We start from the raw sequence: 12,428 nt of genomic DNA on the forward strand, positions 1-12,428 counted from the left end.
TGTCGACCTAATGGCAGCTTGTTACTTAACTTTGTCTAACTGAGCGTAAGGTTCCGGAACGGTGACCTGCATTGTCAGCACGCTGTTTTATGAAGATGCTGATAAACGCCAGCACGGCAAAAATGATGCTGCTCAATACCACCGAGCGTGTGCCAAACTCGGCAATAAACCAGCCGCCAGCCAGTGAACCAATGGTGATGCCGAGATTGGAAAACGACATGTAAAGACTGTTGGCAAATTCGGGTGCCCGGCTGGCTTCACGCATCAGCCATGTCTGGCTAATCACCAGCCCGGAGGAGTGGAATGCGCCCCAGAAAACAGTTAACAGGCACATGGCCAGTGAGGAGCTGCCGGTAATCCAGATCAGCACCAGTACCAGCGCGAATAACAGCGGATAGAGGTGGGTGGTTTTCACTACGTTTTTCTGCAGGAAAGTGCTGAACACGAAGTTACCAATGAAGCCGCATATGCCAAATACCAGCAACAATCCACTGATAGTGTTGTTGTTCAGATGCGTGATGCCAGCAAGGTAATCCGCCACGTAGCTAAAACTGGAGAACATCGCCGCAAAGATCATGGTCACGGTGATGATGGTCAGCCACAGCTTGCCGTTACGCAGCACGCTGAGTTGGCTGGCAAAGGAGACCTTTTCTTTTGCAGGCAGGGAAGGAACGAACAACAGAATGCCAAGAAACGCAATAAAGCAAGCCACCGCCGCAAACCAGAAGGCTGCAGCCAGCGAAACATGTTCAGCCAGCAGCGTATTCAGTGGTACGCCGAGCACCAGCCCGATCGCCACACCCGCAAAAATTTTAGCTGCCGCCCCCGCGCTTTTCTCTTTCGGAACGGACTGGGTGGCGACTACCAGCGCAACAGAGAAGAACACCGCATGCGTGAGCGCAGGCAAAATGCGGAAAATCAGCATGGTGTTGAAAACGTCGGTGGTGGCGTATATCAGGTTCGAAACCACAAACACCAGCAGGATTGCCAGCAGCACCGTTTTCTTGTTCAAACCCGAAAGCAGTAGCGTGATGAACGGTCCGGTGATGGCCACAATTACCGCATAGATGCTCACCAGATACCCGACCTGCGTTGCCGTGACGTGTAGCTGTGAGATGAGTTTGGGCAGTAAACCGATGATGCCAATTTCCGTGGTGATGACGCCAAAAACGGCAACGGACAGCGTCAGTAAAAGGAGTGAACCCTTGTTTTGCATTGTCATACCTATGTTCAGGTTGTTATTAAGCAGGTGAAGATCGCCGCGCAAAATATCCACTGTGAATATTCTTGAGGGGCGTTTAGGAAGGGGAATTCTTACGGAATTTCAAAAATGCGGAAATATCACTATGCGCGGAGAAGTGGAGACATAAATTCGTCAATAGGGAGCAGGTGAGGTTGGTTGCCGATAAGAGGCGATGGACGATTATGGAGCAACGTTGCGGGGGAATGGGCATCTGCCTCAGCAAAGTCCAGGAATAGTCACAACACGACTGAGTAATAAAGACCAAGTGTCTGGTCGCGGCCTCTATAGGTGTTAAGCCCGGCATCTCAGTGAGTTGGGCTATTCAACCCTGACGCTGTCCCGATGTCAGAACAGTGTTAAGTTAGGTGAAACCTCTGCAGCACTGCTGCTACCAACGTTAAGGGATAAAGATGAGTCAACTATTTAGTGTCGCAAAGATTGGAGAGCTTGAGCTGGAGAACCGCATCGTGATCGCCCCGATGTGCCAATACTCCGCCGATGCCGGATGCGCCAGCAGCTGGCACCGCATCCATTTAGGTTCACTGGCGCTTTCTGGCGCAGGATTGCTGATTCTGGAAGCCACCGCCGTTGAAGCGGCAGGCCGCATCTCGCCGGGAGATCTCGGGCTGTGGGATGACAAGACCGAAGCCGCGTTACACAGCGTGCTGTCTGACATTCGCGCCTGGTCACCCATCCGTCTGGGTATCCAGCTGGGCCACGCAGGGCGTAAAGCCTCATGCCGTGCGCCATGGCAGGGAGGGCATCAACTGCCGGAGAGTGAAGGTGGCTGGCAAACGGTGGCTCCTTCAGCGCTCAGCTTTGCAGAGCAGGATCATGCACCGACCGCATTGGATGAAGCGGGGCTGGCGCGCATCAAACAGGCATTTGTGGATAGCGCGCAGCGTGCGGTACGTCTGGGTATTGAGCTGATTGAAATCCACGCGGCACACGGTTATCTGCTGCACCAGTTCCTGTCACCGCTGAGCAATCAACGTCAGGACCAATACGGTGGTTCGCTGGAGAATCGTTTACGTTTCCCACTAAAGGTGTTTGCGGCGGTACGTGCTGCTGTGCCAGCTTCGATTCCGGTTGGCGTGCGTCTCTCTGCCAGCGATTGGGTTGAAGGCGGCTGGGATGTTGAGCAATCCATTGTGTTTAGCCAGCAACTGGAAGCCCAGGGCTGTGATTATGTGCATGTGTCGAGCGGTGGGCTATCGCCACAGCAATCCATCACTGTGGGGCCGGGTTATCAGTTGCCGTTCGCACGCGATATCCGCCAGCAGGTGAAAATTCCGGTTATCGGCGTGGGCTTGATTACCGATCCGCAGCAGGCAGAAGCGGTGGTGGAGCAGGGGGACGCGGATCTGGTCGCGCTGGGGCGTGCTGTGCTCTACAACCCGCACTGGCCATGGCAGGCTGCTGCCGCGTTGAATGCGCAGGTCAAGGTTCCGTCACAGTATTTGCGTTCTGAACCGCATGGTGTGAAGGGCACGTTGGTTTAATTTTAATTAGCCTGGCGGCTCTGCTGGAGTGACCCGATTTATAAAATGTTCTACAACCAGCCGACGATGCTGGAAGGACGATGTTTTAACTTTGGGGCACGCGTCGAGTTCTGATATGAACCGGGCCAGAAGGCCCGGTATTTATTTCTAATGCGCCATATAAAACTCAGGCCATCAATTCATCACAAATCGCCCAATCTGGTCCACGGCATTGAGCAGCTGTGCCGTCGGTTCGTTGGCACAATTTAACCGCAGGAAGTTCTGTAACTCCGCTCCCGGTGAAAACAGTGGTCCGGGGCTAACCCCAATGCCCAGCGCCAGCGCGCGACGATGCACTTCCAGCGCATTGATCGGATGCGGAAGTTCAACCCACAGCAAAAAACCGGCTTCCGGTGCAGTAACGCATGTGCCAAGCGGGAAACTCGCTTCAACCCGTGCGATGACGGCTCGCACACCTTTCTCAACGCGAACCTTCAAACGCCGCAGGTGCCGTTCGTAGTCCCCACTGGCCAGTACGTCGCTGGCGGCGGTTTCAAGTAACGGCGCGCCCGCCCAGTCGCCCGCCATGCGCGCCTGCAAAACCTGGGGGTGATAGCGGCCGGCGGCAATCCAGCCAATTCGCCAGCCCGGTGCGAGAGTCTTGGATAATGAACTGCAGTAAATCACATTGCCACGCTGATCAAAGGCCTTGCAGGCGGGAGGTCGCTGCCCATCGCCAGCCAGATCGCCATACACATCGTCCTCAATTAACGGGATGCCTGCACGTTCAAGCAATGCGACAAGCTCCTGCTTGCGCGCGACCGGCATACTGGCGCCAAGCGGGTTTTGCACGGTAGGCGAGGCCAGTACGGCAGCGGGTCGATGCCGATTAATGGCGTCAGCGAGCGGTGCCAGCAGCAATCCTTCAATGGGATCTGTGGGGATTTGCAGTGCCTTCAGGCCCAAATCCTTCAGCAGCAGGAGCGTGCCGAAGTAGGCGGGTTGCTCAATCGCGACGGCATCGCCAGGCTGACACACGGCGCGCAGTGCCAGACGCAGCGCCTGGGTCGCCCCAGCGGTAATAACAAGGTCGTCTGCGCTAAAGCGTGCGCCCCATTGCGCGGCACGTGTGGCTATCTTATTGCGCAGGTCGGCCCGGCCCGGTGGCAGGCTATAGCTTTGGCCATGCGCATCCAGACGGCGACCAGCCGATTGCAGTGCCCGCTGGAGTGTCTCCGTCGGCAACCAGTGGGGATCGGGCAGCGCAGCGCCGAGCGGTATCAAACGGCTTTCTGCACTACTGAACAGTGAACGCGCAACAGCTGACAAGGTCACGGGCACGGGGCCCGACAGCGCAGGCGGTATTTGCCGTTCGGTGTTTCGCGGAGTGACGAAGTAGCCTGAGCGCGGACGCGCAATAATCAATCCTTCCGCTTCCAGACAACGCAGGGCTTCCAGAGCGGTTGGCAGACTTACCTGTTCGCGTTCGGCCAGTTTGCGTGCGGAGATCATCCGATCGCCGGGTCGCAGCGCACCGGAGGCGAGGGTGTGTCGCAGACTCTCAGCAATGCGGCGGTAATGTGGGGACGATAATGGCAGGACGGACATGTCGATCTGTGCAGTCTGATTTTCGATAAATCTGACTATACAGACGATGATGAGTGCCATCTATAGTGTCGGGCATGAACCAGACAAGGAGGCACTATGCACAGCAATAACTTCGACCTTTCCCGCTATTTCCGCCGCATCAATTACACCGGCCCTGTAGCCGCCGATTCCGCCACGCTGCACGCCATTATGCGTCATCAACTTTTCTCCGTGCCGTTTGAGAATCTCGACGTTCAGGCAGGAAAAGTTGTTTCGCTGGTGCCTGAAGAGATCAGTGACAAGATTCTGCATCAGGGGCGAGGGGGCTACTGTTATGAGGTCAACGGGCTGTTCGCCATGGCGCTGGAAGCGTTAGGTATTCCCTACCGTTTTGTGGCAGCAAGGCCGATGTTCTATCCGGTGCGCCGTCCCAAAACCCACATGGCAATCATTGCTGAAGTTGATGGCCGCCAGTGGCTGTGCGATCTCGGGTTTGGTAGCTACGGCATCCGCGCACCCATAGCCTTAGATCAGCTCAATAACGATATTAAACAGGATTTCGATACGTTCAAACTCACCTGTGACGCGCATGGCGAGTATCTGCTGCAGGCGAAGGTAGAAGGGGAGTGGTGTAACCAATACGGCTTTGACCTGTCACCGCAAGAGTGGATTGACTTTGCCCCGGCGAATTATCTCAACTCGACCCATCCTGATGCGATTTTTGTGCAGAAACGACTCATTGTGCAGCATTGTCCGGAGGGACGGATGATCCTGCTAGGAGATATGTTGAAAACGGTGACGGCGAATGGCGTGGAAAAGCAGCAACTGGCGGAAGATGAAATTGATGCTGTGCTGCAAAGCCGCTTTGGGTTAGTTAGCCGTACATAGGAACGTCAAAAGAACGAGGCAGGAAATTTTGGGGGATGAATATCCTAATAAGCCAGAACCTTTGTGCGGCCTTAACTGAGCATATTTTGACGATGGTTATGGCTCCAACGAAATTTTTGATTTCCATATGATTAAACGTTTTTAGTCCTTGTTGGCTCAATACAAGCCATGAGCCTCACATAACAGGCTCATGGCTATGCACATTCTTCTCAAAGTTTTTTAGAAGATATGACTCAAGACTTCACTCTTTCCGCTGCAACGTAATCCGCGTCAGTTCCGAGGGACGTCCCAGTCGTATTGCCATGCCTGGCCAGAGCGCAGTGCCGTTATTCACATAGAGTTGCATGCCATCCACATCATAAAGTCCTGAGACAAAGCCCGCGTTGGGTTTCGCAAACAAGCGGTCAAAACCGACGATCAGTCCGCCGTGGGTGTGACCAGATAGCTGCAAATCGACTTTGTGCGTTGCGTTCTGGCGCGCATTGCGCGGTTGATGATCCATCAAGATTACCGGAGCGTCAGCAGGAACACCCTCCAGCGCCAGCTCAAGGTTAGGGCCAGTGGCATCTCTGCGGGAGGCTGAAACATCGGGCAGACCGGCGATCGCTAGCTCCGCGTTGCCGCGTTTAATGAGGGTATGGCTGTTGAGCAAAGGTTGCAGTCCTAACGCTGCAAGATGTTCGGTCCAGCGTTGCTGTTCAAAGAAATACTCATGGTTGCCAGTGATGGCATAAACGCCGTCCGGCGCATGTAACCCTCGCAGCGGCTCCACGTCATTTCTGCGATTTTCCAGGGTGCCATCTATGACATCGCCCGTTACCAGGATCAGGTCAGCATTCAGCGTCATGGCCTTTTTCACCATGGCGGTGGTCCATGCGGCGTTGAACACTTTGGTGATATGCAGGTCGGTGAGCTGAAGCAGCTGGTAGCCTTCAAACTCGCGCGGCAGATTATCGATTTTTATCGTCACCTCTTTTACGGCGGGGACGCGTATGGCCTGATGGACGCCCACAGCCGCCACTACCATGATTAAAAGCGCAGCGCCATATCGTATGCCTGGTGTCATCTGCAGCGGGTGCCGCAGCAGCAGGGAAATGAGTGTCACCACATCAATCAATATTTGAGTGAACGCGAGCAGTAGCACTGTGCCAAAGGCCCAGCTGAACAGGATGGTGACGGCTCGTGGCATTTCAGGTGAGAAAATGCCGCCCGGGGTAAATCGGCTAATTAATAGATATTGAGAAGCCAGTAAAACCACCAAAGATAGGATGATCTTCAACACTAACGGCATGGCTAATGGGAAAACGAATCGTGCGATAACATACCAACTCGGTATGCTAAAAATCAGATGAAACATCACTCTCTTCCCTGGTAGATAAGCGCTGAATCCGCGCAAAATTAAATTATGATGATGACGTTATGACTGTTTATAGCTTGAATTAAGTGGATAGAAAAGGTTTGTTTGGCCGCTATCCTGATACGACAGTTAGCGTTCGGCTTTGATTCATGCAGCTTGTTATTTTGAGAAATAATGATGCTAAATAGCGCTTGGCTTATCTGATGATAAATATTGCTTCACAAAATCCTTTAAAAACTCATTGGACTAAATCGCACTTCTCACTATTTCTTCCTGAATATTATCTCTGATATTGTCTTCTTCCAAAGCTTGTATAGTCCGCGTGGACGATTCGAACGGATGGCTTCCAGAGGTAAAATTGGAAATAACGTACAGCATCGATTTTCAGAACAAGCGACGTGGTGAATAAACCCCGACCCCGGCAGGCAGTGTCATTCAGACCTCTGGGGAAGAAACACCGGTGATGTTTATTCCTTCAGTAGGTGATTACGTAGAAATTGGTGGAAATCCAGAAGAGAACGAGGCGCTCAGTTCTTTCCGGGGAGTTGTGATCTCACGCTTTTTCCGTTATGACCGACAGTCAGAGTATGAAGTGTTCTGTCACGTCAATATTTTAGTGGAAGAGTCATTCCAGAATTTTGGTCATCTCGTTCAGGACTAGTTAACGCCTTACCCATCAGGATTCTGGTGATTGATGATCACCGTAAAATTCGTGAACCCTTAGCGATCTGGCTGCGTTGGCAACAGCTCAACGCGGTGACCGCCGATGATGCGGCATCAATGTGGTCCATGGTATGCCCTTCAGGCCTTCCGCCAGCTGATCCAGACCTCCATCATGCGATCCAACTCAGCCAGCCATTTCGCGAGTTCAGGCTCAATCCAGTTGATGATTTTTATCCCAGCGGCATGCTGTTCAGTCAATGGCGGCTTGAGCCAAAGAAGCGGCTCATGGTGAAAAATTCTATTACGTAGGTCACGTATCTGGTTGAGGGCGGCAGACACATTGTGTCGTTGACGTAAGGGTTTGGGGCAGCGAGCAAAAACCAGTCTTAGTTCTTTCCACAATACATCCTGGAATTGCGTATTAAACAGCGAACTCCAGAAACCAAATGTCAGCTCTGCTATTACCTTATCAGGAGTCCGCGACTCATGGCGACGGTTGAGTTTGGCAATGGCTTTGGCTATTTCATTATTTTGCCATTTAAAAATTGGATCGCTTTTCCATTCTTCCCACCAATCGGGTCTCATGTAGCGTGCACTAAGTCGCCTATGGATTCCGTTGCGTAGAGCAATCTCAAGAGTATTAAGAACAGGCATCATTGACTCAGCCAGTCGTAGATTGAACGCATAGTCCAATGCTGCACCTGCTAGGTCACCGCCGCGCGCGGTCTGATATCGGCCCAGGCGAGCGATTGAAAAATGTTTTTCCAGATCCTTCCAGTTCATGACATGTCCCTTTATTTTCCCTGAAGGATAGTTATAATCGTGTCGCAGCCCTGGCTCGCGTCCTCTCCCGGACATCATACCGGTGACGACACCAGGTTCGCTTTGGTCCTGTTTAACAGGACCACCTAACTCAGACAAAACCGCCATTTGGCGGTTTTGTTGTTTAGAATCGCTGATTAGAAATTTTTAATAGATTCCGAATTTTTCAGGGCATTGAGTCAGCCGATCTTTTGTTAACGAATAACCACCATCGATTATTAACAATATATAGGCAGTAGAAAACCGCCGAATAGTGAATTCGGCCGTCATCCATTGTCAGGATTCGTCCAAAATTCTGCGTTGAAGCCCTACAAAGCAGATGAAAAACACTTCCCCCCACGCTATTTAAAAGCTGAGACTGCCCTCACGGATACAATCCACGCTCCTTCCTTGCCGTCAAAATCCGCTCACAAGCCACGGCATAAGCCGCCGTTCGCAAACTTACTGCCAGCTGTTCCGATTTTTGCCAGATCGCGAGCAGCGCCTGCTCCATGATTTTGTCTAGTCGGGCGTTAATTTCATCTTCGCTCCAGAAGAAGCTGGAAAAATCCTGCACCCACTCGAAGTAACTGACGGTGACGCCACCGGCGTTGCAAATCACATCGGGCACCACCGTGATGTTGCGCTGGGTCAGGATGTCGTCCGCTTCGGGCAATGTCGGGCCGTTGGCACCTTCCAGCACCATACGGCACACCAGTTTTCGCGCGCGCTCTGCGGTAATTTGCCCTTCCAGCGCGGCGGGGATCAGGATATCGCATCCCTGTTCCCAAAAGGCCTCGTGGCTGATCGCCGTTGCGCCATGAAACCCGGCGATGCTGCCGTGCTGCTGTTGCCAGCGAATCAGTGCCGCCACATCAATGCCGGCTGAATGATGCAGCGTGGCGCTGTGATCCTGCACCGTGACGACCTTAGCACCAGACTGCGAAAACAGTTCGGCGGCCACGCTGCCGACATTACCGAAGCCCTGCACCGCCACGCGTGCGTTTTCCAGTTCCAGGCCGATCCGCTGCGCCGTGACTTTTCCGGTGACAAACACGCCGCGCCCCGTAGCCTTCACACGACCTAACGACCCGCCGAGATGAATCGGTTTGCCGGTCACCACACCGGTACTGGTCATGCCGACATTCATCGACCAGGTATCCATCATCCATGCCATCACCTGCGGATTGGTGCCGACGTCCGGTGCCGGAATATCCTGCTGCGGTCCAATGATGCTGCCAATCTCGCTGGTATAGCGGCGCGTCAGTCGCTCCAGTTCCTTTTTGGATAGCTCTCGCGGATCGACGCGGATACCGCCTTTCGCGCCACCAAACGGCAGATTGATCGCCGCACATTTCACCGTCATCCAGGCTGAAAGCGCCATCACTTCTTCCAGCGTGACGTCCGGGTGAAAACGCACGCCTCCTTTACCCGGCCCGCGCGATAGGTTGTGCTGCACGCGGTAGCCTTCGAAATGCCTGACGCTGCCATCATCCATCTCCAGCGGGATATCGACAATCAGTGCACGCTTAGGATGGCGCAGCGTATCCGCCCAGCGTGAAAGTTCGCCCAGATAGGGAAGGACGCGATCGACCTGCGCCAGATAGGTCGCCCAGGGAGAGTGTTTATCTTCTGATACATAGGAAAGCGCTGTCATCATTTCACCTTTTTGCACCGCGCAGGCGCTGCCACCTAAACTCAGGATGCAGAAAGCCCTCACAGTGGCTGTGATCATCAAAAGAAGAGGGAAAAGGCCGCTGAGTGGCGGCCCCGATATTTACTTAGTGCGGCAAGCTTCCACGCTGAATTCATTGGCGGTGGCGAAACCGCGCAGGCCGCCAATCAGCACTGACATCAACTGCGTACCCACCTGTTTTTCCGTCAAGCCAACGGTATCCAGCAGGTCAAAGATTTCACGGGGATCGAACAGGATGTTCCACAGGAAAATCGCTTTATCACCAATGTCCGGCAGATCCATTTCACCCATCGCTTCGCGTAACGCCGGACGCAGCGCATCCGCCTGTACTTTCAGGTAGTCCGCGCCTTCCCATAAACGTTCCAGGTAGCCACGGCGGTTACGCATCGGCACCATTGCGGCGCCGTTCTCACGCACCAGTTTGATCCAGTGCCGGCTGATGTTCTCCAGTTTCTGCAGGCCCGCGCAACTCTGGCTCAGACTGAAATCGAGCAAAAGCTGGCCCACTTCCTGACGATAGGCGTTCAGCACCTCTTCTACCGACGTAAACTGGCGATAGGCCGTAGCAACGGATACGCCGGCTTCGGCGGCAATCTCCGCCAGGCTTATCGGGTTTTCTGCATGCTCAAACAAGCGGGCTCCCGCCTGAATCAGGTTTTTGCGGTTTCTTTCGGTATCACTGCGCATCGGTCTTCCCGCCATGGTGGGTTTTCTTCCTGTGTTTTACGTCTCAGTTCAAACCAGCTAGCGCACGCTTAAGGCGGCGTACGCCTTCGACAATCGCCTCATTGCTGGCCGCGTAGGACAGGCGCAGGTGGCGCTCTCCCGCCGCACCAAACTCACTGCCTGGACGCACCGCAATGCCTTGTTCACGCAGCAGCGCGACCATATCGATTGCCGGGATCGGCAATGAATAGGAAGGGAAGCAGTAAAATGCACCCTCGGGTTCATTGAGCGACAGCTCCGGGATGGCGTACAGCCCTTCCATCATTAACTGGCGACGTTCACGGTAGACATCATACATACGTTTGACGTCATTTTTACACTGCGTGAGCGCTACCAGTGCCGCGCGCTGCACTGCACTGTTCACCGAGCCGTTGACGCTATTGTGGACGCGCGCGGCGGCAGCGATCATCTCAGCGGGTCCCGCCAGATAGCCCACGCGCCAGCCGGTCATGGCGTAGCTTTTTGAGAAGGTCTGGCAGTACAGCGTGCGGCCAGCGAAGGCGGGCACCTGCAATACTGAAGTGAAAGGGCGATCGGTGAACACCAGATCGCTGTAAGCTTCATCGGCAATCACCAGATTGTTGTGTTTACTGACCAGCTTACCCAGGGTTTCCATCTCTTCACGGCTGTGCACGATGCCGGTGGGGTTGCCTGGGTTACAGAACACAAACAGTTTGGCGCCCTCCAGCGCTTTATCCAGACGATCCAAATCCCAGTGCAAATCGCTGCGGCACGGCATAGGAATGCAGATACCACCCGCCATATTGACCAGGTCGGCATACAGCGAATAAGTCGGATCCGGGATGACGACGCGATCGCCCGGATTGACGATAGAGAGGATCGCGGCAGCCAGGCCGGCGGTACCGCCGTGAGTCACCAGCACTTCACCGTTTTTAACCGACATGCCGCTCCGCGCAGAGACGTCGTCGGCCAGCGCCTGGCACAATGTTTTATCGCCCAGCAGAGGGGCGTAATGGGTATAGCCCTGTTGCAGTGCTTCAACCGCCGCCTGGACAATACGCGGTGGGGTATCAAAATCGGGTTCGCCCATCGCCAGCGAGACCATGTCACTGCTGGAGGCAGGCTGCTGTACGCGCAGTGACGTGCGTTCGACACGCAGTACCGCTTCGGATGCTTTAAACAGTTTGGCAGACATTATTGACCTTCCTGGGGGATCAGTTGTGGTTGAAACGCTCGGCTTTGCACTCTGCGGGCGCATTTTTCCAGCGGCTGATCTCCAGATCGCCGGAAACGTCACGCAGGAAGGTCGGCGCGACAATCAGTTCTTCGATCACCGTGCGCATCGGCAGGCTGGCGCATAGCAGGATGGCGTCGGCGACATCCTCAGGCTGCACCATATGGTCACGAATGCTTTGCAGCGGCGGGTTGGCGCGGTTATCCATAATCGGCGTGTTCGTTTCCCCTGGCAGAATGCAGGTCGAGCGGATGCCGTCATTGCGGAAGGTGTTGTGCAGATAAGTCATGAAATTGCGCACGGCGGCTTTCGCGGCACCATAGGCTGCGCCACCCAGCAGATTTGGACGCAGCGCCGCCAGAGATGACACGGTGATGATGGTGCCGTTTTTACGTGCCAGCATGGAAGGCAGCAGCGCCTGCGTCAGCAGGAACACGGCTTTCATGTTGACGTCCTGCACCTGATCCCACTCTTCTTCCTCGATCCAGCGCGCGTTCAGGGTTTTGCTGGCGCTGCCGGCATTGTTGACCAGAATATCCACCTCGCCCAATTTACTCAGCGTCCAGGCAACCAGCGCATTCACCTCAGTCTTGCTGGCGATATCAGCGGCATAAGCCCAGGCTTCACCCCCTTGCTCACGCAGTTCCGCCACGACTTCATCCAGCACCGCTTTACGACGACCCACCAGCACCACGCGCGCGCCGCGCTGCACAAAACCTGCGGCAGCCGCTTTACCAATGCCGCTGCCGGCGCCGGTAATGATCACTACTTTTCCCGTTAACTGTTCCATG

At 54.4% G+C, this 12,428-nt stretch carries 10 protein-coding genes; 2 read left to right on the forward strand and 8 right to left on the reverse strand.

The genetic code is table 11. The features are described from left to right. Positions 1 to 25 precede the first annotated feature (25 nt). Complete coding sequence (locus tag FD744_RS19720; RefSeq protein ID WP_230599251.1) at positions 26 to 1,222, reverse strand: MFS transporter; 1,197 nt, start codon at positions 1,220 to 1,222, stop codon at positions 26 to 28. A gap of 431 nt (positions 1,223 to 1,653) precedes the next feature. On the opposite strand from FD744_RS19720, the gene FD744_RS19725 reads away from it, so the two are divergent. Beyond that, entirely contained in the window at positions 1,654 to 2,745 is a 1,092-nt protein-coding gene (locus tag FD744_RS19725) for an NADH:flavin oxidoreductase/NADH oxidase (protein WP_034830824.1), read from the forward strand. Between the two features lie 174 nt (positions 2,746 to 2,919). On the opposite strand, the gene FD744_RS19730 is transcribed toward FD744_RS19725, so the two are convergent. Next, entirely contained in the window at positions 2,920 to 4,392 is a 1,473-nt protein-coding gene (locus FD744_RS19730) for a PLP-dependent aminotransferase family protein (protein ID WP_160869063.1), read from the reverse strand. 36 nt (positions 4,393 to 4,428) lie between these two features. Between FD744_RS19730 and FD744_RS19735 the strand changes: the two genes are divergently transcribed. Then, positions 4,429 to 5,199 carry an arylamine N-acetyltransferase gene (locus FD744_RS19735; RefSeq protein WP_160869064.1) on the forward strand — a complete coding sequence of 257 codons (771 nt, stop codon included), beginning with the start codon at positions 4,429 to 4,431 and terminating at the stop codon, positions 5,197 to 5,199. A gap of 241 nt (positions 5,200 to 5,440) precedes the next feature. Here the strand turns inward: FD744_RS19735 and FD744_RS19740 are convergent, their stop codons facing one another. The 6 genes from FD744_RS19740 to FD744_RS19765 form a co-directional block, all read right to left on the reverse strand. Then, a complete protein-coding gene (locus FD744_RS19740) occupies positions 5,441 to 6,556 on the reverse strand; it encodes a metallophosphoesterase (RefSeq protein WP_160869091.1) in 1,116 nt (371 codons plus the stop codon). Positions 6,557 to 7,357: 801 nt separating this feature from the next. After that, the gene (locus FD744_RS19745) at positions 7,358 to 8,002 is read right to left on the reverse strand and encodes an Abi family protein (RefSeq protein ID WP_160869065.1); all 645 of its coding nucleotides are present in this window, start codon (positions 8,000 to 8,002) and stop codon (positions 7,358 to 7,360) included. A 403-nt stretch (positions 8,003 to 8,405) separates the two neighbouring features. After that, on the reverse strand, positions 8,406 to 9,677 hold the full coding sequence (locus FD744_RS19750; RefSeq protein ID WP_160869066.1) for a Glu/Leu/Phe/Val dehydrogenase: 1,272 nt from the start codon (positions 9,675 to 9,677) through the stop codon (positions 8,406 to 8,408). A gap of 120 nt (positions 9,678 to 9,797) precedes the next feature. Continuing rightward, positions 9,798 to 10,418, reverse strand: a complete 621-nt coding sequence (locus tag FD744_RS19755) for a TetR/AcrR family transcriptional regulator (RefSeq protein ID WP_080748146.1) — start codon at positions 10,416 to 10,418, stop codon at positions 9,798 to 9,800. Positions 10,419 to 10,446: 28 nt separating this feature from the next. After that, on the reverse strand, positions 10,447 to 11,598 hold the full coding sequence (locus tag FD744_RS19760) for a pyridoxal phosphate-dependent aminotransferase (RefSeq protein WP_160869067.1): 1,152 nt from the start codon (positions 11,596 to 11,598) through the stop codon (positions 10,447 to 10,449). A 19-nt stretch (positions 11,599 to 11,617) separates the two neighbouring features. Beyond that, positions 11,618 to 12,427 carry an SDR family oxidoreductase gene (locus FD744_RS19765; RefSeq protein WP_034823382.1) on the reverse strand — a complete coding sequence of 270 codons (810 nt, stop codon included), beginning with the start codon at positions 12,425 to 12,427 and terminating at the stop codon, positions 11,618 to 11,620. Between the last annotated feature and the right edge of the window lies 1 nt (position 12,428).

Origin of the sequence: Pantoea sp. Taur (genome assembly GCF_009830025.1) — a bacterium.
GTDB lineage: Bacteria > Pseudomonadota > Gammaproteobacteria > Enterobacterales > Enterobacteriaceae > Pantoea > Pantoea communis.